The organism is Roseovarius sp. A-2, assembly GCF_002072155.1.
GTDB lineage: Bacteria > Pseudomonadota > Alphaproteobacteria > Rhodobacterales > Rhodobacteraceae > Roseovarius.
The window spans coordinates 96,015-119,648 of record NZ_BDIY01000006.1 but is presented as its reverse complement, the minus strand read 5'-3'; the positions used below and the strand labels follow the sequence as shown (position 1 = coordinate 119,648).

The 23,634-nt window shown below is 61.3% G+C and carries 23 protein-coding genes and 1 other annotated feature; of the genes, 7 read left to right on the top strand and 16 right to left on the bottom strand.

Going from position 1 to position 23,634, the window contains the following annotated elements; translation table 11 throughout:
- Positions 1 to 22 precede the first annotated feature (22 nt).
- Genes BHD06_RS09835 through BHD06_RS09825 form a run of 3 tightly spaced genes read right to left on the bottom strand, consistent with a single transcriptional unit; the run spans position 23 to position 3,591 of the window.
- Entirely contained in the window at positions 23 to 1,414 is a 1,392-nt protein-coding gene (locus BHD06_RS09835; RefSeq protein ID WP_080456820.1) for a HAMP domain-containing sensor histidine kinase, read from the bottom strand.
- A 24-nt stretch (positions 1,415 to 1,438) separates the two neighbouring features.
- Positions 1,439 to 2,857, bottom strand: a complete 1,419-nt coding sequence (locus tag BHD06_RS09830; RefSeq protein ID WP_080456819.1) for an NAD(P)/FAD-dependent oxidoreductase — start codon at positions 2,855 to 2,857, stop codon at positions 1,439 to 1,441.
- A 2-nt stretch (positions 2,858 to 2,859) separates the two neighbouring features.
- Positions 2,860 to 3,591 (bottom strand): TVP38/TMEM64 family protein, encoded by a 732-nt coding sequence (locus BHD06_RS09825; RefSeq protein ID WP_254892374.1) that lies wholly within the window; start codon positions 3,589 to 3,591, stop codon positions 2,860 to 2,862.
- A gap of 296 nt (positions 3,592 to 3,887) precedes the next feature.
- On the opposite strand from BHD06_RS09825, the gene rpmH reads away from it, so the two are divergent.
- From rpmH to guaB, 4 genes are all read left to right on the top strand, one after another.
- Positions 3,888 to 4,022 carry a 50S ribosomal protein L34 gene (gene rpmH / locus BHD06_RS09820; protein ID WP_012177012.1) on the top strand — a complete coding sequence of 45 codons (135 nt, stop codon included), beginning with the start codon at positions 3,888 to 3,890 and terminating at the stop codon, positions 4,020 to 4,022.
- A gap of 22 nt (positions 4,023 to 4,044) precedes the next feature.
- Positions 4,045 to 4,455: a ribonuclease P protein component gene (rnpA, locus tag BHD06_RS09815; protein ID WP_080456817.1), complete on the top strand. Its 411-nt coding sequence runs from the start codon at positions 4,045 to 4,047 to the stop codon at positions 4,453 to 4,455.
- Entirely contained in the window at positions 4,452 to 4,685 is a 234-nt protein-coding gene (gene yidD / locus BHD06_RS09810; RefSeq protein ID WP_080456816.1) for a membrane protein insertion efficiency factor YidD, read from the top strand. The genes rnpA and yidD overlap by 4 nt, the downstream gene beginning before the upstream one ends.
- Positions 4,686 to 4,783: 98 nt before the next feature.
- Positions 4,784 to 6,232: an IMP dehydrogenase gene (guaB, locus tag BHD06_RS09805; protein WP_080456815.1), complete on the top strand. Its 1,449-nt coding sequence runs from the start codon at positions 4,784 to 4,786 to the stop codon at positions 6,230 to 6,232.
- Between the two features lie 600 nt (positions 6,233 to 6,832).
- Here guaB and BHD06_RS09800 read toward each other — a convergent pair.
- The 13 genes from BHD06_RS09800 to BHD06_RS09735 all read right to left on the bottom strand — a co-directional run bounded on the left by BHD06_RS09800 (position 6,833) and on the right by BHD06_RS09735 (position 20,512).
- A complete protein-coding gene (locus BHD06_RS09800; protein WP_080456814.1) occupies positions 6,833 to 7,987 on the bottom strand; it encodes a sensor histidine kinase in 1,155 nt (384 codons plus the stop codon).
- 494 nt (positions 7,988 to 8,481) lie between these two features.
- Positions 8,482 to 8,572, bottom strand: a sequence feature (AL1L pseudoknot).
- A 155-nt stretch (positions 8,573 to 8,727) separates the two neighbouring features.
- Positions 8,728 to 9,681, bottom strand: a complete 954-nt coding sequence (locus BHD06_RS09790; RefSeq protein WP_080456812.1) for a FoF1 ATP synthase subunit gamma — start codon at positions 9,679 to 9,681, stop codon at positions 8,728 to 8,730.
- A complete protein-coding gene (locus BHD06_RS09785) occupies positions 9,665 to 11,203 on the bottom strand; it encodes a F0F1 ATP synthase subunit alpha (RefSeq protein ID WP_080456811.1) in 1,539 nt (512 codons plus the stop codon). The genes BHD06_RS09790 and BHD06_RS09785 overlap by 17 nt, the downstream gene beginning before the upstream one ends.
- Complete coding sequence (locus BHD06_RS09780; RefSeq protein ID WP_080456810.1) at positions 11,193 to 11,963, bottom strand: F0F1 ATP synthase subunit B; 771 nt, start codon at positions 11,961 to 11,963, stop codon at positions 11,193 to 11,195. The genes BHD06_RS09785 and BHD06_RS09780 overlap by 11 nt, the downstream gene beginning before the upstream one ends.
- A gap of 3 nt (positions 11,964 to 11,966) precedes the next feature.
- Positions 11,967 to 12,254, bottom strand: coding sequence for a F0F1 ATP synthase subunit C (locus BHD06_RS09775; RefSeq protein WP_080456809.1), 288 nt, complete (start codon positions 12,252 to 12,254; stop codon positions 11,967 to 11,969).
- Entirely contained in the window at positions 12,251 to 12,946 is a 696-nt protein-coding gene (locus BHD06_RS09770) for a F0F1 ATP synthase subunit A (protein WP_080456808.1), read from the bottom strand. The genes BHD06_RS09775 and BHD06_RS09770 overlap by 4 nt, the downstream gene beginning before the upstream one ends.
- Positions 12,943 to 13,242 carry an ATP synthase subunit AtpR gene (locus BHD06_RS09765; RefSeq protein ID WP_217805655.1) on the bottom strand — a complete coding sequence of 100 codons (300 nt, stop codon included), beginning with the start codon at positions 13,240 to 13,242 and terminating at the stop codon, positions 12,943 to 12,945. Before BHD06_RS09765 ends, BHD06_RS09770 begins: the two co-directional genes overlap by 4 nt.
- Positions 13,239 to 13,526, bottom strand: a complete 288-nt coding sequence (locus BHD06_RS09760; protein ID WP_080456807.1) for an AtpZ/AtpI family protein — start codon at positions 13,524 to 13,526, stop codon at positions 13,239 to 13,241. Before BHD06_RS09760 ends, BHD06_RS09765 begins: the two co-directional genes overlap by 4 nt.
- Positions 13,523 to 13,933, bottom strand: coding sequence for an ATPase (locus BHD06_RS09755; RefSeq protein ID WP_080456806.1), 411 nt, complete (start codon positions 13,931 to 13,933; stop codon positions 13,523 to 13,525). The genes BHD06_RS09760 and BHD06_RS09755 overlap by 4 nt, the downstream gene beginning before the upstream one ends.
- On the bottom strand, positions 13,930 to 15,324 hold the full coding sequence (atpD, locus tag BHD06_RS09750) for a F0F1 ATP synthase subunit beta (RefSeq protein ID WP_080456881.1): 1,395 nt from the start codon (positions 15,322 to 15,324) through the stop codon (positions 13,930 to 13,932). The genes BHD06_RS09755 and atpD overlap by 4 nt, the downstream gene beginning before the upstream one ends.
- Before the next feature lie 355 nt (positions 15,325 to 15,679).
- Entirely contained in the window at positions 15,680 to 16,801 is a 1,122-nt protein-coding gene (locus BHD06_RS09745) for an ABC transporter permease (protein WP_080456805.1), read from the bottom strand.
- 1 nt (position 16,802) lies between these two features.
- Positions 16,803 to 19,535: a ribosome-associated ATPase/putative transporter RbbA gene (rbbA, locus tag BHD06_RS09740; protein ID WP_080456804.1), complete on the bottom strand. Its 2,733-nt coding sequence runs from the start codon at positions 19,533 to 19,535 to the stop codon at positions 16,803 to 16,805.
- Complete coding sequence (locus BHD06_RS09735; RefSeq protein WP_080456880.1) at positions 19,532 to 20,512, bottom strand: HlyD family secretion protein; 981 nt, start codon at positions 20,510 to 20,512, stop codon at positions 19,532 to 19,534. The genes rbbA and BHD06_RS09735 overlap by 4 nt, the downstream gene beginning before the upstream one ends.
- 310 nt (positions 20,513 to 20,822) lie before the next feature.
- Between BHD06_RS09735 and BHD06_RS09730 the strand changes: the two genes are divergently transcribed.
- The 3 genes from BHD06_RS09730 to BHD06_RS09720 are packed head-to-tail and all read left to right on the top strand — an operon-like array spanning position 20,823 to position 23,625.
- Positions 20,823 to 22,532 carry an alpha/beta hydrolase gene (locus tag BHD06_RS09730; RefSeq protein WP_254892375.1) on the top strand — a complete coding sequence of 570 codons (1,710 nt, stop codon included), beginning with the start codon at positions 20,823 to 20,825 and terminating at the stop codon, positions 22,530 to 22,532.
- Positions 22,533 to 22,550: 18 nt separating this feature from the next.
- Complete coding sequence (gene fabI, locus BHD06_RS09725) at positions 22,551 to 23,309, top strand: enoyl-ACP reductase FabI (protein ID WP_217805657.1); 759 nt, start codon at positions 22,551 to 22,553, stop codon at positions 23,307 to 23,309.
- Between the two features lie 43 nt (positions 23,310 to 23,352).
- Positions 23,353 to 23,625 carry a hypothetical protein gene (locus BHD06_RS09720; RefSeq protein ID WP_080456802.1) on the top strand — a complete coding sequence of 91 codons (273 nt, stop codon included), beginning with the start codon at positions 23,353 to 23,355 and terminating at the stop codon, positions 23,623 to 23,625.
- The last annotated feature ends 9 nt before the right edge of the window (positions 23,626 to 23,634 follow it).

Genomic DNA, 23,634 nt, shown 5'->3' with positions numbered 1-23,634 from the left:
ATGCAAGGGCGTTTTGGAAAATTCATGACGCATCCGCGAAATTTCCCTTGGGCAGGGTAATGCAGAAGGATGTGCCCGTCTCGTCGCTGCGTTCGAGCGAGAGTGTGCCACCGTGGCCGCGCACCAAATCCTGCGCGATGGTCAGGCCAAGCCCCGTGCCACCCTTGGTCGCGCCCCCCTGAAACGGCTTGAACAGATGTTCGCGTGCACGTGCCGGAAGGCCGGGTCCGGTATCGGCAACGCGGATGATCCATTCCCGGGAATCTTCGTCCGAAATAACGGTAATCTCACCGGGTTTTTTCGAGTTAACAATAGCTTGCCGGGCGTTCCTCACAAGGTTGGCGATCACGCGGTAAAGCTGCTCGGCATCGGCGCGCAACACCATGTCGCCCGGCACGGCCTGGGAGAATCTGACCTTGGCCTGTCCGACCGAGAGCCGCTCGCTGTCGATCACATCGGCCACGATATCGACGAGCCGCACACGCGAAAGGGTCGGGCCGGGTTCCTCGGCCTTGCCATAGGCCAGTGTCGCCTCGCACAGGTGCACCGCGCGGGTGAGCGAATTCACCAGTTTGGGGGCCATGCGCTTCACGGCGGGGTCTTCGCTCATCTCGATACGGTCGGTGAAAAGCTGCGCCGAGGTGAGGATGTTGCGCAGGTCATGGCTGACCTTGGCCACCGCACCGCCCAGTTGTGCCAGATGCTCCTTTTGCTTGAGCGCGCCGGTCAGTTGGGTTTGCAGGGTTTGCAGCGTCTCCTCGGCCTCGCGCAATTCGCGGATGCCCGAGGAAGGGGCGATCACGCGTCGGGCATCCTCGGGGGCGTTGGCATAGGCCTGCATGTTGCCCACCACGCGGCGGATGGGACGCACGAGAAGGCACTGCACCGCCCAGAACAACAGCACGGCAGTAAAGACCGAAATCACCAATGACAGCCAGAGGATGCGCAGCCCGTAGTCGATCATCGCGACGCGCAGATCATCGGTTTCCAGCGTGACCTCGATCAGCAGCCCGCCCATGCGCACCGGCTGACCGATCACCCGGATTACCTGCTCCTCCGGGGTGGTGAGCCGGGCCATCGCGTCGCGGATGAGGGTAAGGGCGGGCGCGTCGCGCAGATCGAAAGTTGCGGATATCGGGCGCGGCACGGGCGAGGACAGCACCAGTTGCCGCGCCTCGTCGCGCCGCATGACCACGTTGAACACGCCCGCATTGTGCAAAAGTTCCTCTTGCAGGTCAGGGGTCACCTCTTCATCGGCCAGAAGCACGAGAGATGCGATCTGCGCGCGTTCCAACCGGGTGAGCAGGAATTCCTCTCGAAAGCGGGCGATGGAGGGGACGAAAATCAGGACTTCGGCCAGCATCACGAAGATGGCCGTCAGGATCAGGAAGCGTCCCGAAAGTGAGTTGAGCAAGCCGTCCCCTCCCTTGACTGCCGTTCAGGGCAGCCAGCGCTGTATGAAGCCTACAACACGTTTGATCATAGGGTTATCAAACAGCTTTGGCGAAAAATAGGCCCCGGCTACGCGCTTGTTGATTTCACCGAGGGTCGGATAGGGCGCGACCATGTTTGCCACGTGTTTCATCTTGAGCTGGTTGGCGAGGATGAAGGCCCAGAGATTGATCAACTCGCCTGCCTGCGCGCCTGCAACCGACGCCCCCACAGGCCGCCCGCGCACCACCATCACCTTGATCAGGCCATCGGTCTTGCGTTCGGCGATGGCGCGGTCGTTATGGTTGTAGGGAAAGCGCACCACGTCGAGATTTCCGCCATGTTCCTTGCGCGCGGCCTCTTCGGTCAGGCCGACATGCGCGATCTCGGGGTCGGTATAGGTGGCCCAGGGGATGTGATCGGTGCGTTCCTTGGCGGGCAGACCAAGCAGTGCCTGCCGGATGATCAGACCCGCGTGATAGCCCGCCATGTGGGTGAATTGAAGCCCGCCCGCCACGTCGCCGATGGCATAGACCCGGCGGTTGGTGGTGCGCATCGAGGCGTCGACCTTGATGCCGCGTTTCGTGGTTTCGATCCCGGCGGCGTCGAGGTTGAGGCCGTCGATGTTGGGTTTGCGCCCCACGGCCATCAGCAGATGCGTGCCCTTGAAGACGCGCCCGTCCTTGGCCTCGACCTCGATGGCGCCCGCCTTGCCGCGAACCTCGGACGCCAGTGCGTCTTCCTCGATGGCTATCCCTTCGGCCTTGAACTGCTCGATCACGACCTGTGCCAGTTCCGGATCGTCCTGACCCAGCACCTTGGCCCCCTCGATCACCGTGACCTCGCAGCCCATACGCCGATGCGCCTGCGCCATTTCCATGCCGATCGGGCCGCCGCCAATTACCAGCAGGTGAGCCGGCTTCTCACGCAGTTCAAAAATCGTCTCGTTGGTCTCATAGGGCACCGTGTCGAGCCCCGGGATGGGCGGCACGAAGGGCGAAGAGCCGGTGGCGATGATCACCCGGCGCGCGGTGATCAGGTGATCGCCTGCCTTCACCTGCTTGGGCGACACGAATGCGCCGAATTCGCGGATCACCCGCACGCCAAGGCCTTCGAAGCGTTCCTGGCTGTCGACCGGCTCGATCTGGGCAATGACACCGGCCACGTGATCCTTGGCGGCGGCGTAATCCACATCCGGGGTCACGTTCGCCACACCGTATTGCGACGCATGCGATTGCGCATAGGCCGCCTTGCCGCTGGCGATCAACGCCTTGGACGGCACACAGCCGAAATTCAGGCAATCGCCGCCCATCTTGTGGCCCTCTAGCAGGACGACGCTCGCCCCCATCTGTACCGCGCCCGCCGCGACGGACAGCCCGCCAGAGCCGGCCCCGATGACCAGCAGATCCGTCTTAATCTCTTGCATGCTCAAATATCCTTCTTGCCACGAATGCTCTTGATGAGGATGGGGAGTGCTGCGAGCGCGCACAAACCCAGAATTGGCCCGATGATCTGCGGCTCCCACAGGAGCGAGAGATCGGGACTGCCGCCGCGGTCGAACACCTCGCCCAGTCCAACGCCGATCCAGGTGAAGACGATGGCACCGGGGACGATTCCCAGCACGGTGGTGATCGCGAAATTGACGAACCGCACGCCTACCAGCGCGGGCAGCAGATTGGCCACGAAAAACGGCACGGCGGGCACGAGGCGCATAAGAAAGAGCACGCTGATTTCATTGTCGTGCAGCCCGGCCTTGAGCCGTTTAAGCGTGCCCTCGGAGGTTTCGATGCGCGCGGCAAGCGTTTGCCCCAGACCCCACCGGGCGGCCAGAAAGATCGCGAAGGCGCCGAGCGAGGCGGCGATCACGTTGAAGGCGGTGCCCGATACGAGGCCGAAGAGAAATCCGCCGGTGACCGAGGCCACCGCCGCACCGGGCAGCGAAAAGGCCACGATCAGGAAATAGATCGCGACGAAACTCAGCACCATCAGCCCGAAATTGGCGTCGCGAAAGGCCAGAAGCGCCTCGCGGTTGTCGCGCAGCGTGTCGAACGTGATGTAGTCGCGCAGGGTGAAAAAGCCAATGACGGCCACGGTGAGAATGATGGCCAGCGGCGCGTGTCGCGCCCAGCCTCCGGATTTCTGCTCGGTCGAGTGCTGCATTCTGCTATCCATGATCCTGCTCGGGTTTGACTGCGTTGTCCTCTACTTGCACAGTCGCTTGCCGCTCTGCCAGTGGCCTCACGTGGGGGTGATCGCGGGTGATGATCGGGGCCTTGTTGTGCGGATAATTCGCACCGCTTGTAACATCATCGCGCGGATCCCGCAGGATTTTGTTGCAGATAGGCGTCGCGGGGGTTTGACTTGGCCGAGGACCGCTACTATAGACCGGGCTTCGGATACATCAGGGCCGTGCGCGATTCCGATTGCAGCGTGTCCCCAAAGTCGGAGACGGAGCGATGAAACGCACCTTTCAACCCTCGAACCTGGTTCGCAAACGCCGCCACGGGTTCCGCGCGCGCATGGCCACCAAGGCCGGTCGCAAGATCCTGAACGCACGTCGTGCGCGTGGCCGCAAGTCGCTGAGCGCGTAAGCGTCAGCCAGTTGTGACGATCATGACACCGCCGGAGGCCCCTGACCGCAAGCCAGGGAATACGCCCCCGGCGGTTTCGTCATGCGCGCATGGCAGATTGTACGTGCTGCGCAAACGCTCCGATTTCCTTGCGGCTGCGCGTGCGCGCCGTCAGGGAACGCCCGCGATGATGGTGCAGGGGCGCGACCGGCGCGATGACGATCCGGCGATCCGGGTGGGCTTTACCTGCTCCAAGAAGGTCGGCAACGCCGTCGCGCGCAACCGGGCCAAGCGCCGATTGCGCGCCGTCGCGCGCGAGGTCGTGCACATCTACGGGCAGCCCGGCTGGGATTATGTGCTGATCGGTCGGGCGCAGGAAACGGCGGCGCGCCCCTACGAGGCGCTGCACAATGATCTCATCCATGCGCTGCGCAAGTTGCGGGGGGCGAAATGAGCCCGCTTGCCCGTATTCTGGCCCTGCCGATCAAGGGGTACCGGCTGATCCTGTCGCCCTGGGTCGGCTATCACTGCCGCTATCATCCGACCTGTAGCCAATACGCGCTCGAAGCGCTCGAAAAACATGGCGCGCTGCGCGGCGGATGGCTTGCGGCCAGGCGCATCGCGCGCTGCAACCCGTGGGGTCAATGCGGCCATGATCCGGTGCCGGACCGCGATCCGCGTTAACCGCGTGACACATGACCGCTGCGCGAGAATGGCTCTTTCGCCCGGAGGCCATCCATGTAATAGGGACGTGCCAAACGAGATATCCATGGAGAACCGGAATGGAGATTCGCGAGGCGCTCACCTTTGATGATGTTCTGCTGGTGCCTGCGGCATCGAGCGTGCTGCCTAACACGGCAGACACGCGGACCCGAGTGACCAGCACGATCAGCCTCAATATCCCGTTGCTGAGTTCGGCCATGGACACAGTGACCGAATCGCGCATGGCGATCAGCATGGCGCAATTCGGCGGCATCGGAGTGATCCACCGCAACCTGACGTTAGAGGAACAGGCCCGCGAGGTGCGCCGCGTCAAGCGTTTTGAGAGCGGCATCGTCTACAACCCGGTCACGCTGCGCCCAGATCAGACGCTTGGCGACGCCAAGGCCCTGATTGAGCGGTATAATTTCACCGGCTTTCCGGTGGTCGACGACAACGGCCGCGTTGTCGGTATCGTGACCAATCGCGACATGCGTTTTGCCTCCAGCGACGACACGCCGGTGCATGTGATGATGACCAGCGACAACCTCGCCATCCTTCAGGAACCCGCCGACCGCGATGAAGCCAAGAGCCTGATGCGCGCGCGCCGGATCGAGAAGCTGCTGGTGACGGACAAGACTGGCAAGCTGACCGGCCTGCTGACGCTCAAGGATACCGAGCAGGCGGTGCTCAACCCGACGGCCTGCAAGGACGATCTGGGGCGGCTGAGGGTCGCTGCCGCCTCGACCGTGGGCGACGCGGGTTTTGAGCGCACGCAGGCGCTGGTCGATGCGGGCGTCGACATGATCGTGATCGACACCGCGCATGGCCATTCCGAGGGCGTAGCGCGGGCTGTGGAGCGCGCCAAGACGCTTTCGAACCAGGTGCAGGTCGTGGCAGGCAATGTCGCCACCGCCGAGGCAACGCGCGCGTTGATCGGCGCAGGCGCGGATGCGATCAAGGTGGGCATCGGGCCGGGCAGCATCTGCACCACGCGGATGGTGGCGGGGGTCGGCGTGCCGCAACTGACCGCGATCATGGATTGCGCGCAGGCGGCGGGCGACGTGCCGGTGATTGCCGATGGCGGCATCAAGTTCTCGGGCGATTTCGCCAAGGCGATCGCGGCTGGGGCATCCTGTGCGATGGTGGGTTCGATGCTTGCCGGTACGGATGAAAGCCCGGGCGAGACGATCCTCTATCAGGGCCGGACCTTCAAGGCCTATCGCGGCATGGGCAGCCTTGGCGCGATGGCGCGCGGCTCGGCCGACCGCTATTTCCAAAAGGACGCTGCCAGCGATAAACTCGTGCCCGAGGGGATCGAGGGACAGGTGGCCTACAAGGGCGCAGCCGCGAATGTGCTGCACCAGCTTGTGGGTGGGCTGCGGGCCGCCATGGGCTATACCGGCTGCGCCACGGTCGAGGAGATGCGCCGCAACTGCACCTTCGTGCACATCACGGGATCGGGGCTCAAGGAAAGCCACGTGCATGACGTGGAAATCACTCGCGAGTCTCCGAACTACCGGATAGGGTAGAGCCATAATTCATTGGTGTTTACGCGGTCTTGGTGTGTTTGAAAGCCGTGGAAAAATCAAAAGAACAGGTCGGAACATACCCAGAACCGGACGCTGCATCAGTAGATGAACTGATGCAGCGAGGCTGGCGCAGGGGATCTGTATACTTGTCAGGCCGTGGCATAGGGGGCCTCGATATGAATGCCGGCTTCCCGATCATGCTGCCAGAGGGACAAAACGGGCACGCTTTAGCGTCAATGGAAGCGTGGTGACGCGACCTCCGAGCGATCACTTGGGTGGCGCTGTAGGATAAAGAATCCTGCCGTGCGGATACCCGGACACGACGCGGCGCACGGCTATTCAACTCGCGTTCACCGACAACGCAAACCCCCAAGTTGCGGCCTGAGATGTCGCGCCATGGACGTGAGTTGAACCTGAATATCTAAGGAAACGGCGGTTGACGGAAGTTGAGGCGACCGGGATGAAGCCAGAATTTCCCAGGAGATCCGGCGAACGGTGCCGAAGCGAGCCCGACACTGGTCAGACATTGGCCAGACACGGTCCAGTCCTTGAATACTGCACAATTCATGGCTGCACGCAGGACATGGCGGACCGTGTAGATCATTCCATGTTGATGCCTGGCGTTTCAATCCTCCGATCATCTTTGCCGACCACTTGGTGCCCTTCACAGGCCGCGACGCCCGTCACGGCCGCCAAGTCGAGATCCAGAGTCGCCGTCATGCCCTCCGGGTCGAAATCCCGGGAAAACGTTCCGCCAAGTGACGACCCGACAGTGCTCTGGCACATGCGCGTTCCGAAACCCACATGATCGGCGTCGCCTGACCCGGGCGCGGTAGCGCAGGATTCTTGCCACCGGATGATCAAACGACCCTCGTGTCGCTTGACCTGGATCGAGATGCCGTCTCCCGCCTCGGAAAGACCTCCGTATTTCACGGCATTGGTGGCCAGCTCGAACAGGACGAGTGAAAGTGGCGTGATGGCGGCAGGGCTGATGTGGATCTCTGGCATATCTACGCGCGCCGAGTCGTCGCTAGTGAAAGGCTCTAGGATCGAGCTTACGAGATCTGCCAGGGCGGTGCCCTCCGGTGTCGCACCGGAGGGATCATTGACGGCCTGCGCATGAACCGATGCCAGGGAAATGAGCCGTTGGCGCATCGCCGCAACGAACTCTGGCACACTCTCCACGTGGCGCGCCGCGATGGAAAGAAGCCCGCCGGCCACTGCGAAGGAGTTGCCAACCCGGTGGCGCATTTCAGACAGGAGAAGTTGCTGCTGCTCAATGGCTTGCCGTTGCAGCGTGATGTCCCGCGCGATCTTCGACGCACCGACGATGTTGCCGCCGGAATCCCGCACCGGCGAAACTGTCAGAGAAATCGGCACGAGAGTGCCGTCCTTCCGTTTCCGAACCGTCTCGAAATGGGAGATCCGTTCACCCCGGCGCAGTCGAGAAATGAAATCAGCCTCCTCGTCGATCCGGTCGGTCGGGAAGAGCAGGGTTATTGGTTGCCCGACCGCCTCCTCGGCAGAATAGCCGAAGATATGTTCCGCACCTGGGTTCCAGCTCCGGATGATACCGTCGAGCCCTTTCGTGATAATCGCATCGTCCGACCCCTCGACGACGGCAGCGAGGTGCTGCTGGAGGCTTGCCTCAGAGTCCATTTCGACACATTCATCCTGTTTCAAAACCCGCACAGCATCCAGAAACTCACGGTAGCAAAAAATTTCCTCGGTATGGTTCGAAATGTCAATGTGCATTCAAAACTGACCCGGTCTGATTATCCATAATGCCCCCCTGCCCCAGCACAGCAGATCCCAATCTACCACCATTGGCGTCACCTCCGAGATCTCCGTCGCGACATTGCCGCGAAACCGATGAATCGGCACTCTCACGCCAAGTTCTCGAAGCGTGATATCCCCGGTGATCTGCCCAACTTGTTGCTGCGAAACCCCCTGCATGGGCGCATGAAACGACGCAAACAGCAGACAGCAGTCATCGAAAATGGGCCAGAATTCACGTGAGTATTCCTTTACGGCCGTGACAAGTGCCCTGTTGCGGATCACCTCGTCGCAGGGGCGGCCGGTTTTCAGATGTTCACGCTGCTAGATCAAGCGGCCAGAGATGTGGATGTGTATCGATGCGTCATCGAGAATTGTCAGTCTGCGATCCAGCTCCAACACCGACAAGGCCGGCACCCGCTATGGCAGGGTCACAGCGATCACGAGGAAGATGCCGTAACGGAAATCCAGCGCGGCCCGCATACCGCTGATGTCGTGCTGATCCTCAATGAAGGAGATTATCGTTTCAGTGGGCGGTCAAGTTCCGGCTGCGCAAAATAAGCTGATGCCTTGTGGAGAATTTCATTCGCGTGGCACCGCGCGCGAACCTCTGGAGAGTAGCGAATTGCCATTTTGACTTTCGTCATAACCATCATCCTTACGTAAGCTGATGGTCTGCGACAAACCCGGCACGATTCATCCGGCCAGAGCGGCAGGAATCATGATGCCGAAGAAGATCGTAAGGGAGTTCCTTTCGTTTCCTGTTTCTGACTGGTGGCTGTTTTCGACCTTTTGTCTTTCTTCAAGGCCTCAAAACCGATGATCACATCAAGCAATTCTGTCGTTATTTCAGATTGACGCAAAGCGCGGGTTTCGGATTTCAGCTCTTCAAGCTGCTCATCGACCGATTGTTCCGCCTGCTGCATGAGCGCCAGCCGCGCGGCATTCTCCGTGACCAGCGCCTCGGCCGAGGCCCGAAACAGGCTTGCGAACAAATACCCCCGGATCAATGACATGAAAAGGTCACCCCGAGGCATCGAAAAATACGGCAGGCTGCGTGAGACCCATGGCTTTGCCTGAAGCTCGGCGATGAGTGCAGGATCGAGCGGCAGCAATGCCGCGATTTCGGCGGCCTGCGTTCCGCCTTCGCCGCGCGCAAAATAGGCGAGAGAGACAGCAACGTCATGGGGGTGGCTATCACGCCGGATATCGTCGAGCTTTTGCGTCAGAAGGTTCGCCAGCCGCCCGATCCCATCGACAGAGGCGGGCGGAAAAAACGTCCTTTTCACCCTGAGCCCCAGATCGGCGAGCGCATCCGCCATCTGCGCCCCGACACAAAGAACGGTTGTGGCGCGGCCTGCATCGGCGTTGATGTGGCGCCCGACATGCCCGGCAAGCGCCTCGTTATAGTTCCCGCACAAGCCGTGATCGGAGCCGAACACCACCATGACCCGCGCGCCCGCGCCGGGCGTCTCTGTATGGATTGGCCCCGACTGCGACAGGAAGGCATGCAGCCCCTCAAGCACCGTGTCGTGATAGGCCTCGATGGCGCGGGCCGCATGTTCATAGGGCGCGGAATTTATGACAGACAGCGTCTTCATGGTGTGAACCATGCTGCGGATGCCCTGCATGCTGGTTGTGCGCCGCGCGAGCGTCTCAAGGGTTTGCGCCATGCCGCTCCCCCAGTGTTCTTCGGGCCTGTTGGCCGAGGGCCACCATACGGGCACGGGCGTCGTCGTCCAAGGGGTCGTTCTGCGCGATTTTTTCCGCAATCTCGCCCAGATCGCGCGCCGCGGCCGTTCGGATCGCGGCCATCACGGCAAAGGTCTCCGCCTCGCTCAACCCGTCAAGCTGCCCGTCCATCGCCGCGACAAGAACGGCAAGTTGTTCGACCGCCGGAATGGGGTCGCGCTCGGCCTGTCGCAGGGAGGCGCGCACCGCCGCGCCGCGGGTCAGCCGTGCGCGGGTCGCATCGTCAAGACGGGTGCCGAACCTGGCGAAATCCTCCAACTCTTCGAATTGCGACAGGGTGACGCGCAGGTTGCCCGCCACCGAGCGGAACGCGCGGCTTTGCGCCTTGCCGCCGACACGGCTGACCGACACGCCAAGATCGACTGCGGGAAACTGGTTTTTGCGCACCAGACGCGGCGACAGATAGATCTGCCCGTCGGTGATCGAGATCAGGTTGGTCGGGATATAGGCCGACAGGTTTTCGGCCTGGGTTTCGACAACCGGAAGCACGGTAATCGACCCGCCGCCAGCGGCCTCGGTGAACTGTCCGGCGCGCTCCAGCAACCGCGCGTGGATATAGAAGATATCGCCGGGAAACGCCTCGCGCCCCGGCGGGCGGCGCAGCAACAGCGACAACTCCCGGTAGGAGCGCGCATGATGCGTCAGATCATCCAGAACCACCAGCACATCGCGGCCCTGAGCGGCGAAGTATTCGGCCATGCTCAGCGCCGCATAGGGCGCGATATAGGCCAGCCCGGCGGCCTCTTCGTCACCAGCGGACATGATGACCGTGCGCCCCAGCATACCACCGTCGGTGATCGCCCCGATCACCTTGGCCACCGCATCGCCGCGTTGCCCGATCGCGCAATAGATGCACGTCACATCGGTGGATTTCTGGTTGAGGATCGCATCCACCGCCAGGGATGTCTTGCCGGTTTGCCTGTCCCCGATCACAAGTTGGCGTTGCCCAAGCCCGATGGGCACCGCCGCATCAACCGTCTTGATCCCGGTGGCCAGAGGGCGGGTGATCGCCTTGCGGTCAAGAATTTCGGGCGCCTCGGCCTCGACGGGTTGCATCGCCTCGACCTTGATCGCGCCCTTGCCATCCTGCGGATTGCCAAGCGCATCCACGACCCGGCCCAGAAGCGCCGGACCGACCTTGGCGCTCACCACCTTATGGGTGCGCGCAACGCCTGTGCCGACGGCAACACGCTCGGACGGCCCCAGAAGGACAACGCCAAGGCGCCCCGGCTCCAGATCAAGGACGATGCCCTGGACGCCGCTTTCAAAGCGCAACAGCTCGTCGGACAGGGCACGTTCCAGCCCGGTGACGATGGCGATGCCGTCGGCCACTTCGGCGACCTGCCCGATCTCGCTCAGGTGGGGGCCGGGCGCGGGGTTGTCGAGAAGCGCCTGCAACAGGCCCTCGGGATTGGCGCCGATGTCGCTGGTTTCACCGCTCATGGTCGTGCGCCTTCAACTCGGTGCCCTTGGCCAGTTTTTCCGAAATCATCGCGTCCAGCCCGTCGATGTAGGACTCGACCGTCCAGGCCACCTGCGCGCCGCCGATGCGCAGCATCAGGCCCGGCGCCTGCTCCGGGTCGCTCTCGAACCTTACCGAGACATCCGGAAACAGGGCGTTCAATTCGCCGCTCACGGCTTGCTGTGCCGCTGGTGGCAACGGGTCATGGCTTGTAATCGTCGCTGCCCTCGCCTGCCCTGCGGCGCGGGTTAGATCTGCGGCCATCGGCTTGATCTTTTCGACAAGGTGATGCGCGATGCGCGCCTCCAGCGTCTCATCGGCAAGGTCGCTCAACGCCTTGCGGGTCAACGACAAAAGCGCGCTTGCCCCGACGTGGTGCATCTGGGCGGTGTATTTATGCGCCTCATCGTCAAGATGCGCCCGCCAGTTCGCGTGTTCGCGCTCCATGCGCTGCTGCGCCTCTGCCAGCAACGCATCGCGCTGTTCCTCGGCCTGTTTTTGCACCGTTTCGGTCATCTCGGACTGCGCGACATGCAGCGCGCGAACCTTGTCATGATACTCCGCCTCGATGGCGGCCGCCTTGTCTTTCTCTCGCTCCGCTTCCTGCATCCGGGTGGCGATTTCGGCCTCGCGGGCGTCGATGCCATCCAGAATGGGCCGGTAGAGGAACCGCTTCAAAAGCCAGACCAGCACCAGAAAGTTGGCGATCTGCGCCGCGACGGTGATCCAGTCGATCGACATCGCTCAGCCGCCCGCCGCCTGCGCCGCTTCCACCGCCGCAGTCCAGAACGGGTTTGCGAAGATCAGGATCATCGCGACGACAAAGCAATAGATCGCCGTGGATTCGATCATCGCAAGGCTGACGAAGAGGGTCCGCGAAATGGTTGGGCCCGCGTCAGGCTGTTGTGCAATCGCGCTCAGCGCCGCCGAGGCCGCGCGCCCTTCCCCCAAGGCCGGGCCGATGGCGCCGAACGCAACCGTAAGGCCCGCCGTGAAGATTGAAACGCCTGCAATGATACCAAGATCGGTCATGGATTGTCCTTTTCGGAAAGCGGGAGTGATGGGGTCGCGGTGGCACTTGAGATATAGACCGTTGCCAGGATCGCGAAGATATAGGCCTGGATCATGCCGGTCAGAAGCCCGAGCACATCCATCACCACGGGAAAGAAGAATGGCGCGACGCCAAGCAGGATCGCCGCGATAACGGCACCGCTCATGATGTTGCCGTAAAGACGAATGGCGAGCGAGATACCGCGCGAGAATTCCGAGATGATGTTGAACGGCAGCATGATCGGCGATGGTTGCAGATAGGTCTTGAGATAACCGCCAAGGCCGCGGCTGCTTACGCCGAAAAGCGGCACCGCGATCAACACGGAAATCGCCAGGGCGGTCGTCGTCGACAAGGAGGATGTCGGCGGCCGGAACCCCGGAATGACCAGCAGCAGGTTCGACAGCGCGACAAACAAAAACAGCGTCCCGGAAAAATACAACAGGTGCCGCGACGGGCCTTGGGCGATTTCTTCGATCTGGCCCTGAATGCCCTGCACGATCACCTCCAGCATCGTGCGCCAGCGGTCCGGCGGCACATCGGCGCGCAGGTTGCGGGTGATCAGCATCGAGGCGACGGTCAAAAGGCCCATCACGATCCAAGTATAGAAGATGGTGGCATTGATCGGCACGCCCCAAGCGTCAAACATGACGATCTGATCCGGCGTAAGGTTCATGATGCGCGACCTGCGGGCGCCCCGACACGGGCGATGGTCGTAGCGATGATGCGCACCACAAGGAACGCGATGGCATAGCCAAGCGCGGCCCATGGCCCGCCCTGCCCGATCACAACCCATCCCACACCGAGCAAGGCCGCGATCCGCACCGCCGCACTCAGCGTCAGGAGTTTGACCGGGCTCACGCTGCGCAATGCCAGCCGCATTCCCAGGGCCAGCCCGACAAAGAAAAGCCCCCCCATGACGAGGCCAGAGGCCCCGCCCAGAACCAGCGCAGTCCAGTCAATCGCGATCATTTGTCGCCCCCTTCCTTGTTGATCCATGACGCGGCAATGAACGCGCCCAGCACCACGCCGCCAAGGATCAGGGCGATGGTCCATGAAAACCCCTGCGGCGCCACACGGTCAAGCCAGAGGCCGAGAAATGCCCCGCCAACCGTCGGCACGGCGATTGACCAGCCGATCATTCCGAATGTGCCGATACCGCGCAACGGGCTTGGCCCCGGATTGTCGCGTGTCGATTTCATCCGCCTGGCCTGACGCGCGATGTCCTCGGTGGATTTGTCGGGTTTGGGCGTCATGGCAGCGGCCTTTGCAATTCGGCAAAGCGGCGCACCATATCCGCCTCAAGCCGCGACAGCGCAGAGCGGGCCTGACGTTCCTCTTCATCCATCTGGACAAAGCTCTCCTCGACCGTGTCTTGCAGGCTACCCAGATCGTCGCCCTGCACCCCGCGCAGGGCGATCACGCAAACGCTATGCCCCTTCTTGACCAGCAACCCCTCATCAAGGCCAAAGATATCCTCGGACCCATCGACAAGGCGCAGCGTCATGACCGAGGGCACAAGGGCAGTGACAAAATCGACATGGTTGGGCAAGATCCCGAAGGCCCCGTTCGGCGCGACCGCCGTCAGGCGCGTCGCCTGCCCCTCGAACAGGGTGCGGGTCGGCAGGCGCAGGGTGACGGTCATCTCACCGGCCATGCTCATGATGCCGCCTCCAGATCACCGAGACCGCCGATCATGTAATAGGCGCTTTCGGGCAGATCGAATTGGGTCTGTTCAAGGATCGTCTCGCAGCCCTCCAGCGTCTGCGCAATCGGCACACGCTTGCCCTCCACACCACTGAACGATCCGGTGGTAAAGAACGGTTGGGTCAAAAACCGCTCCAACCGCCGGGCGCGCGCGACGGTGGCGCGGTCGTTCGACGACAGCTCCTCCAGCCCCAGCATCGCGATGATGTCGCGCAGTTCCTCATACTCCGCCAGCGTCCGGCGCACTGCGCGGGCAATATCATAATGCCGCTGGCCAACCACCGAGGGCGTCAACATTACCGAGGCCGAGGCCAACGGATCAAGCGCCGGATAAAGCCCCTCGCTGGCGCGTTTGCGCGACAGGACCACCGAGGCCGACAAATGCGAAAAGATATGCGCCGCCGCCGGGTCGGTGAAGTCATCGGCGGGCACATAGACCGCCTGTATCGAGGTGATCGCGCCGCGTTTGGTCGAGGTAATCCGCTCCTCAAGGCCCGCAAGTTCGGTGGCCAGCGTCGGCTGATAACCCACGCGCGAGGGCATCCGCCCCATCAGGCCCGACACCTCAGAGCCGGCCTGAACAAAGCGAAAGATGTTGTCGATCAACAACAGCACATCCTGGCCTTTGTCATCGCGGAAATATTCGGCCATGGTAAGCGCGGTATTGCCCACCCGAAAGCGCACGCCGGGCGCCTCGTTCATCTGGCCAAACAGCATCACGGTTTTCTCGCGCACGCCCGCCTCGCCCATCTCGCGGTAAAGTTCCTCGGCCTCGCGCGAACGTTCGCCAATGCCGCAAAACAGGCTGACACCCTTGTGGTTCTGGACAGTGTTGTTGATCAACTCGGTGATCAGCACGGTCTTGCCCACACCTGCCCCGCCAAAAAGCCCGGTCTTGCCGCCGCGCTCAATGGGCGACAACAGATCAATCGCCTTGATCCCGGTCTCAAGGATTTCGGAATGCAATACCCGCTCGCTCAGCTTGGGCGGCGGGCGGTGAATCGAGCGGTGCTCCACAGCCGTTACCGCAGGCCGCCCATCAATCGGTGCGCCAAAAACATCCAGCATCCGCCCCAGAACGCCCTCTCCCACCGGCACCCGGATCGGCCCGCCGGTGGCCGTAACGGTCATGCCAAGGCCAAGCCCGCGCACCGGTGCCAATGCCATGGCCCGCACCATGCCCGCGCCGATCAGGCCCGAGACCTCAAGCGCGACCTCACCGGCATAAAGCAGATCGTGGATGTGAGGGACGGCACCATCGAACATCACATCGACAACCCCGCCGCGAATGGCGGCGATGCGACCATCGGTTTTGGTGTCGTTTTCGGCATGGACCTCTGGCGTCATCTTGCGACCCATTCTTGTCCTAAGCCTACAACGCTGAGAGCGGGGCTCATGAAGGCGGTCGGCATCAGCAGCAGTGGCCCGATGAAACCCGACCGGCGATCATAGGAAACCCCCTGCGGGTTCGGGTCTACCTCCGGGTAGGTTCTGGCGGTGCGGCGTCTGGAACTTGTTTGCTCTTGCGGGGTTGGCGGGGCTTGCGCGTCATCTTGCATGAAACTCTCCCTTCTGCTTGGCATGCCAACACCCCCCAAAAGCGATGACTGATCCGCATTTTCGGTAAGAGAGAATTAACAGGAAAAATCCTTGCGGCATTGACCTGCATCAATAGGCGAACAGCGAGTCGTGGTATCCAGATTCAGGCCGACATGGTTTGACGAAACCGCAATAGCGCGATGGTGAAAAAGACGCCGCCCAGCCCGATCATCACAAGCATATCCGGCCAGACGGTTTGCAGACCGGCGCCGCGATAGAGGATGGCCTGTGAGAAGGACACGAAATGCGTGGATGGCGCGATCTGCATGACGGTTTGAAGCCAGCCCGGAATGCTCTCCATCGGGGTGGTGCTGCCCGAGAGCAGATTCATGACCACCAGCACCGGCAGGGCCAGCAAACCGAACTGTGACATCGAGGTCGTGAAGGTTGCCAACAGAATGCCAAGCCCTGTAACCGACACCAGATAGAGCACCGTACCCGTCACGAAAAGCGTGAGCGATCCGGCAATTGGCACCCCCAGGATGCCCTGCACCACCAGCCAAAGCGACAAGACGGCGGCGACAATGATCGCCAGGCCATTGGCCCAGATCTTGGCCAGCATGATCTCGGACGGCGTGACCGGCATGACCAGCAAATGCTCGATCGTTCCGTGTTCGCGCTCGCGGATCAGGGCCGCGCCGGTCAGCAGAATTGCCAGGATCGTGACGTTGTTGATCACCTGCATCACAGAGGAAAACCATGTCGATTGCAGGTTTGGATTGAACTGTGCCGTGACGATCAAATTTATCGGCAGCGTGCTCGATGTGTCGTCGCCTGCCACGAATTTGGTGATTTCGGTGGCAATGATTTCCTGAAGGAAAACAGACCCGTTCCCGGCCTGCACCATCGCCGTGGCATCCACGTTCAACTGCAAGGACGGCTGCAATCCGGCGATCACGTCTGCCTCGAAGCGCGGCGGAAAGGACAGCACGAAAACATAGCTGCCATCGTTCATGACGCGATTAACATCCGAGGCTGCGATTTCCTGCGGGGTGTCAAATTCCGGCGGCAGGATCGCCCCGACAATCCGCCCGCTCAGGTCAGAGCGGTCAAGATCGACATAGGCCACCGAGGCATTGATCACCTCAAGCTTGGCCCCGGTCGCAACTGCATAGACCGCAAAGCTGAAGACATAGGCAATCAGGAACAGCAGAACCGGATCGGCCCGCAGGCTGCGAAGCTCTTTGAGACCGAGCCGGTAGATGTTGGACAGCCATTGCCGCATCTCAGGGTTCCTGTTTGCTAAGGGCAAGGATCGACACCACGACAAAGAAAACGGCAAAGCCTGCCAGGGCGAGATGGTTTTGCCAAAGCTCCGCGAACCCCAGATCCTTGGTGAATGTGCCAACGCTAATCTGTTGATACCAACCCGACGGAAAGCTTAGCCCGATCATCTGCCCGCTGCCCGAAAGCGAGGAGACCGGAACCAGAAGCCCCGAGAAATTGACCGCCGGAATGATGGCGATGATCGCTGTGGCAAAGGTGGCCGCGACCTGCGTTTTGGTGAAGGTCGAGACCAGAACCCCGAAACCGGTCGTCGCCAGAACATAGAGAAAGGTGCCGATCACAAGCGTCAGGCCAGAGCCCTTTATGGGCACGTTGAACACCCCATATGCGACCATCAACAGGGTCACAAAGCTAAGCATCGCGATGACCACATAGGGCAGCTGTTTGCCCAGAAGAAACTCTGCCCGCGTCACGGGGGTTGAGCGGAAATTGGCGATTGATCCGGTCTCTTTTTCGCGCACGACGCCCATCGCCGCCATCATCGACGGGATGAGAACAAGCATCAGCATGATCACCGATGGCACCATGGCAACGACGCTTTTGAACGCCTGATTATACCGAAAACGGGTCTCGATATCGGCAGCCCCCGTATCGACACCTTCGCCGGAGGTGCGCTCGATCTGATCCGCCATATAGGATTGGGCCAACCCGAGCAGATAGCCGCGTGTCGTTTCCGCCCGAAACGGCATTGCGGCATCGACAGCGGCGCGCACTTCGGGGGTTTTGCCGCCTAACAGATCCCGACCAAAGTCAGGCGGGATTTCGATGGCAATAGCGATCTCTGCGTCGCGCAGGCGCGCTGCAAGCTCGGTCGCGCTTGTTGCCGGGGCGAGTTCTTCAAAATAACGCGAGCCGGAAAATGCTTCGAGAAGGGTTCGGCTCTCCGTGGTCTGGTCCTGATCCAGTACCGCATAGGGCAGATCGGTCACGTCAAACGAGATGCCATAGCCAAACGTCAGCATCAGAATGACCGGCCCCAGAAAGGCAAAGGTCAGCCGCAACCGGTCGCGCAGGATTTCCATCGTTTCGCGGCGCGCAAACGCCCACATGCGCGCCAGACCACCGCGAGACCGCGCGCGATCGCCGGTTTGCGCCTTTGACGGCAGTGTTGGCACCTTGGGTTTGCCGGTCGGCGCGTCGGCTTCGGCGGCGTCCTCAAGATAGCTGACAAAGGCCTCATTCAGGTTTTCCGTGCCCTTGGACGCCGCGATTTCAGCAGGCGTGCCAACGCTCAGAACCCGCCCCGCATGCATCAGGGATATCCGGTCGCAACGCTGCGCCTCGTTCATGAAGTGGGTGGAGACGAATATCGTCACCCCGTCATTGCGCGACAGCGCGATCAGATGCTGCCAGAACGCGTCGCGCGCGACCGGATCGACACCTGATGTCGGCTCGTCAAGGATCAGCACCTCGGGGGAATGGATCATCGCAACCGCAAGCTGAAGCCGCTGGCGGATGCCAAGCGGCAAGGCGTCGGGCCGCACCTCGGTAACATCGACGAGATCGAATGTCTCCATCATCTCGGTGACACGCCCTGCCCGCTTGGCGATTGGCAACTGGTAAAGTTCGGCGTGCAGATCGAGGTTCTGGCGCACGGTCAATTCGCTATAAAGCGAAAAGGATTGCGACATATAGCCAACCCTCTGGCGGGTGCGCATGTCGCGCGCATCCAATGTCTCGCCAAACAGGAGCGCCTCACCGGAACTGGCAGGCAGCAACCCGGTCAGCATCTTCATGGTCGTCGTCTTGCCGCAGCCGTTCGAGCCCAGAAACCCGAAGATTTCGCCGCGCTCGATCTCGAAGTTCACCCGGTCGACCGCAACAAAATCCCCAAATTTGCGGGTCAGGGCCTTGGCCTGAATGGCGGGGGGACCGCCAAGGTCTTGCCGGGGCGGCACCACAACCTCGCTGTGCCCGCGGCGCTCATCCTCTGGCAACATGGCGATAAACGCCGCTTCAAGAGTTGGCTGGTTGCTTTGTTCCAGAATCTGCGCCGGGCATCCGGTCGCGATCACCTTGCCGTCCGACATCGCCGCCAGCCAGTCAAAGCGTTCGGCCTCTTCCATATAGGCGGTTGCCACGATCACGCTCATTTCCGGGCGTTGCCGACGGATACGGTCGATCAGTTCCCAGAATTGCTGCCGCGACAGCGGATCGACGCCGGTCGTCGGCTCGTCGAGGATCAACAGGTCAGGATCGTGAATAAGCGCCGAACAAAGTGACAGCTTTTGCTTCATGCCGCCCGAAAGCTTGCCAGCGGGGCGATCCGGGAACGGGTCAAGCCCGGTCGCGCGCAGCAAATCGGCAATCCGGGCGGCGCGCTCGGCCTGCGGTTGGGCAAACAGCCGCCCGAAGAAATCCAGGTTCTCGGTGACGCTCAACGTCGGATAAAGATTACGCCCCAGACCCTGCGGCATATAGGCGATACGGTGGTTGCAGGCCCGCAGATGCCTGCGATCCCGAACATCGCCGTTCAGTACCCGTAGATCGCCGGTTTGAAGCCGCCGAACCCCCGCCAGCAGGGCCAGAAGCGTCGATTTGCCAACACCGTCCGGGCCAATCAGACCGGCCATGCAGCCCGCAGGCACATCCAGCGTGATATCGTCAAGGGCCGCAGTCCCGCCATAGCGATGCGTGACCGCCGAGAGCGTCGCAACCGGGGACGGGATCATTGTGGCAATCTCACCGCAAGCTCCGGCGGCCAGGCCGTGTTTTCATCGACCAGCACATAGCCGACACCCGGCACCCCGCCGCGTGCGCGGTCCTGATACTCGGCCAAAAGCTCGGGTGCGATTGTCAGCTTGACGCGAAACATCAACTGATCGCGCTCATCGCTGGTTTCAACCGATTTTGGAGTGAACTGTGCCGTGCTGGCGACAAATGTTACGCTGGCGGGGATCACATAGTCGGGAATCGCGTCCAGAATGATCCGGGCCTCGGCACCAATCGCCAAGCGCCCGACATCACGCGATGGCAGGAATATCGTCATATACATGTCCGACAGGTCGGTCAGCGTAACAACGCTGCTGCCTGCCGCCACGACTTCGCCGACATGTTCCAGAACGTATTGCACACGCCCGGCACGCGGCGCTTGAAGGTGCGAGTCGTCGATCAGGCTTTGCACCCCCGCGACCGCCGCCTCGGCGGCGGCGATGGTCGCCTCGGCCAACGGAATGCCCGCTTCGGCGGCTGCAAGGGCGGCTTCCGCGCTCTCCAGAACGGTGCGCTGCGCATCCAGTTTCGCCTGACTGTTGAACCCGCTGTCCGCCAGCTTTTCGACCCGGGTAAATTCGGCCCTTGCCGTGGTCAGTTCCGATTGGCGCTGCCGCAACAGGGCTTCGGCCTGGAGTTTCTGCTGCTGCGCCTGAAGAACGCTTGCCTGCGCCTGACGCAACTCTGCCTCAAGATCAGCGGTGTCCATCTTGGCAATCAGTTGCCCTTTTTCGACCCAATCCCCTTCGTCAACGAGAACCTCGGCCACGCGACCGGCCAATTTGGTCGCAACGGCAATCCGTTCCGCCTCAATCCGCCCATTGGACCGGCTGATGCCATCCGGAAGGGTCGAGCCCTGTGATATCTGCCACCACGCGGCACCGGCAATGCCGACCGCAATCAACAGGACGGCCACAGCCAATGTGGTTCTTTTCATGATCTCGATCCTATTCATTGGGCAAACACGGAAAAACAGGCGCGTTTTCGCTCGCTTTTTATCGCTTACGTTAGTTAGTCATCGGCGACAGCGCATACATTGACGCAGATCAATCACGGACAGCTCGCAGTCAGATATCACGCACTCAAGTTTTCATTGAACAAGAAAGGTTTGGGCAATGGCGCGCGTTACATCACTTCACAACAAGAAGCCCTCCGCTGAGAAAAGCGCCGAAGTCGCCCCGAAAGGCGGCAAGCTGGCATTGGCCCCCGCCTTGGGCCCGGAGCCTTTGGCGCACACGCATACGACCATGGAGCAGGCTTTGGACAAGGGGCTGAAGGCCGCGCAGGCGCGTTTTACCGGCGGGTTGTCTCCGATTGCCCTTGCCGCGGCCTATTCGGATTGGGCGCTGCATCTGTCGTCGGCCCCCGGCAAGCAATTGCAACTTGTGGAAAAGGCCATCAAGAAAACATCGCGTTTTGCCAATTATGCGGGGATGTGTGCCTGCAATCGCGATACGACCGAGACCTGCATAACACCGCTGCCCCAAGACAAGCGGTTCACTGGGGAGGCCTGGCAAAAGTGGCCCTTCAATGTCATGTCGCAGGCGTTCCTTCTCAACCAGCAATGGTGGCACAACGCGACCACCGGGGTGGAGGGCGTTACCGAACAGCATGAGAATGTCGTGGAATTTGCGACCCGCCAGGTGCTGGATGTATTCTCACCGTCGAATTTTGCGATGACCAACCCCGAGGTGCTGTCGAAGACCTATCAGCAAGGTGGCATGAACCTGCTGCGCGGCTGGCAGAACTTTCTGGAGGATGCCGCGCGCGTTAATACAGGCAAGAAACCGGTCGGGGCCGATGCCTTCGAGGTCGGGCGCAACCTGGCGACAACGGCGGGCAAGGTTGTCTATCGCAACCACCTGATCGAGCTTATCCAATACGCACCAACCACCGACAAGGTCCGCCCCGAACCCATTCTGATCGTCCCGGCCTGGATCATGAAATATTACATTCTCGATCTGTCCGAGCAAAACTCGCTTGTGCGCTATCTGACATCGCAGGGGTTCACCGTTTTCATGGTGTCCTGGAAAAACCCCGACGCCGAAGACCGCGATCTGGGGATGGATGATTACCTTTCGCTCGGCATCATGGATGCGGTCGATGCCGTCAGTGCCATCACCGAGGGGCAGAAAATTCACGCCGTGGGATATTGCCTTGGCGGCACCCTGCTTTCCATCGCGGCGGCTGCAATGGCACGCGACAATGACAAGCGCCTGCAAACTCTGACGCTGCTGGCCGCCCAGGTCGATTTCACCGAAGCGGGCGAATTGACATTGTTCATCAACGAAAGCCAGCTCACCTATCTGGAAGATATCATGTGGGACAAGGGCTATCTGGACACGACCCAGATGGCCGGCGCGTTCCAGCTTTTGCGCTCGAACGATCTGATCTGGTCACGGGTGATCCATGATTATCTGATGGGCGAGCGCTCTGAGATGAACGACCTCATGGCCTGGAACGCCGATGCAACGCGGATGCCCTATCGGATGCATTCGCAATATCTGCGACAGCTGTTTCTGAAAAACGATCTTGCCGAGGGGCGCTATCATGTCGGTGATCGCCCGATTGCAATCACTGATATCCGCGCGCCGGTGTTCATGGTCGGCACAGAACGCGACCACGTCGCGCCTTGGCATTCGGTCTATAAATTCAATCTGCTGTCTGACACGGACGTCACCTTTGTTCTGACCAGTGGCGGGCATAATGCCGGGATCGTTTCGGAGCCGGGCCACCCGCATCGCCACTATCGGATGCAATCCAAGACCAAGGATGCGCCCTATACCGACCCGGATCGCTGGATGGCGCAATCGCAACCGACCGATGGATCCTGGTGGCCTGCGCTTGTCGATTGGCTATCTGACAAGTCGGGCGATCCAACGGATCCGCCGTCGCTGGGATCAAAAGAGTATGAGCCGCTCTGCGACGCGCCCGGCACATATGTTTTCCAGGAGTGAGTGGTGATGCTGGAAACCCTGCTCAGCGGCAAACGCGGGCTCATCGTCGGGATCGCGAACGAGCATTCCATCGCAGCGGGCTGCGCCATGGCGCTACGTGCCGCTGGCGCAGAGCTTGCCGTGACCTATGCCAACGAAGAATCCAAACCCTACATTTCCCCGGTGGTGGCTAAGCTCGAGGCACCGTTGTTTCTTCCTCTGGATGTCGAGGTTGACAGGCAGATGGAGGCCGTTTTCGACGCGATCAGATCGCAATGGGGCCAGCTCGACTTTGTGCTGCATTCCATCGCCTATTGTCCGAAAGACGACCTGCATGGACCGGTGAGCGAATGTTCCAAGGAAGGCTTTGCGCAGGCGATGGATATCTCGGTGCATTCGCTGATCCGCATGACCCGGCTGGCCGTGCCCTTGATGAAAAACGGCGGCAGCATCCTGACGATGAGCTATTATGGTGCCGAGAAGGTGGTCGATCATTACAACATCATGGGGCCGGTCAAATCGGCGCTTGAGGGCACCGTGCGTTACCTCGCAGCAGAGCTTGGGCCGAGGCAAATCCGCGTCAATGCCATCTCGCCCGGCCCGTTGCAAACGCGCGCCGGGTCGGGCATTTCCCATTTCGACGAACTAATCGACGCGGCGCAAAAACGTGCGCCAGAGCAAAGCCTCGTCAGTATCGATGATGTGGGCCACATGGCTGTTGGGCTGGTCAGCGACCTGTCGTGCAAGGTGACCGGCAATATCGCCTATGTCGACGGCGGGTATCACGTGCGCGCCTGACGACGCACGCCCAATTCACACACCACTGCGAAAGGAACGCAATATGTCCAAGAAACCTATCCACTGGAATCCCGACCTCAGCTATCCCACCGGCAAAGGCGCCACCGAACAGCGGTTTACCGCAACGGTCGATGGCGATGAGTTGGAGATCGACACCCACCCCTGGGGCGAGGCCGATCTCAAGATCAACGGCAAGGCCGAAGCCCATGTCGAAGGCAAACCATCCGGTGGCGATGCGTTTCGTGAGATCGAGGATATTGCCGAAGAGATCGAGGAGCACCGGGCCGAGGGCGGTCAATCACCCTCCGCCACATAAACCGGTTTC

Excerpts from the sequence above, each read along its gene's own strand:
- BHD06_RS09830 (WP_080456819.1), bottom strand. The coding sequence starts at position 2,857 with ATGCAAGAGATTAAGACGGATCTGCTGGTCATCGGGGCCGGCTCTGGC.
- BHD06_RS09765 (WP_217805655.1), bottom strand. The coding sequence starts at position 13,242 with ATGATCGCGATTGACTGGACTGCGCTGGTTCTGGGCGGGGCCTCTGGC.
- guaB (WP_080456815.1), top strand. The coding sequence starts at position 4,784 with ATGGAGATTCGCGAGGCGCTCACCTTTGATGATGTTCTGCTGGTGCCT.
- BHD06_RS09825 (WP_254892374.1), bottom strand. The coding sequence starts at position 3,591 with ATGCAGCACTCGACCGAGCAGAAATCCGGAGGCTGGGCGCGACACGCG.
- yidD (WP_080456816.1), top strand. The coding sequence starts at position 4,452 with ATGAGCCCGCTTGCCCGTATTCTGGCCCTGCCGATCAAGGGGTACCGG.
- BHD06_RS09720 (WP_080456802.1), top strand. The coding sequence starts at position 23,353 with ATGTCCAAGAAACCTATCCACTGGAATCCCGACCTCAGCTATCCCACC.
- BHD06_RS09755 (WP_080456806.1), bottom strand. The coding sequence starts at position 13,933 with ATGAGCATGGCCGGTGAGATGACCGTCACCCTGCGCCTGCCGACCCGC.
- BHD06_RS09785 (WP_080456811.1), bottom strand. The coding sequence starts at position 11,203 with ATGAGCGGTGAAACCAGCGACATCGGCGCCAATCCCGAGGGCCTGTTG.
- BHD06_RS09800 (WP_080456814.1), bottom strand. The coding sequence starts at position 7,987 with ATGCACATTGACATTTCGAACCATACCGAGGAAATTTTTTGCTACCGT.
- atpD (WP_080456881.1), bottom strand. The coding sequence starts at position 15,324 with ATGACGCCAGAGGTCCATGCCGAAAACGACACCAAAACCGATGGTCGC.
- rnpA (WP_080456817.1), top strand. The coding sequence starts at position 4,045 with ATGACACCGCCGGAGGCCCCTGACCGCAAGCCAGGGAATACGCCCCCG.
- BHD06_RS09790 (WP_080456812.1), bottom strand. The coding sequence starts at position 9,681 with ATGGCGCAAACCCTTGAGACGCTCGCGCGGCGCACAACCAGCATGCAG.
- BHD06_RS09775 (WP_080456809.1), bottom strand. The coding sequence starts at position 12,254 with ATGACCGATCTTGGTATCATTGCAGGCGTTTCAATCTTCACGGCGGGC.
- rbbA (WP_080456804.1), bottom strand. The coding sequence starts at position 19,535 with ATGATCCCGTCCCCGGTTGCGACGCTCTCGGCGGTCACGCATCGCTAT.
- BHD06_RS09730 (WP_254892375.1), top strand. The coding sequence starts at position 20,823 with ATGGAGCAGGCTTTGGACAAGGGGCTGAAGGCCGCGCAGGCGCGTTTT.
- rpmH (WP_012177012.1), top strand. The coding sequence starts at position 3,888 with ATGAAACGCACCTTTCAACCCTCGAACCTGGTTCGCAAACGCCGCCAC.
- BHD06_RS09770 (WP_080456808.1), bottom strand. The coding sequence starts at position 12,946 with ATGAACCTTACGCCGGATCAGATCGTCATGTTTGACGCTTGGGGCGTG.
- BHD06_RS09735 (WP_080456880.1), bottom strand. The coding sequence starts at position 20,512 with ATGAAAAGAACCACATTGGCTGTGGCCGTCCTGTTGATTGCGGTCGGC.
- BHD06_RS09745 (WP_080456805.1), bottom strand. The coding sequence starts at position 16,801 with ATGCGGCAATGGCTGTCCAACATCTACCGGCTCGGTCTCAAAGAGCTT.
- BHD06_RS09780 (WP_080456810.1), bottom strand. The coding sequence starts at position 11,963 with ATGTCGATCGACTGGATCACCGTCGCGGCGCAGATCGCCAACTTTCTG.
- BHD06_RS09760 (WP_080456807.1), bottom strand. The coding sequence starts at position 13,526 with ATGACGCCCAAACCCGACAAATCCACCGAGGACATCGCGCGTCAGGCC.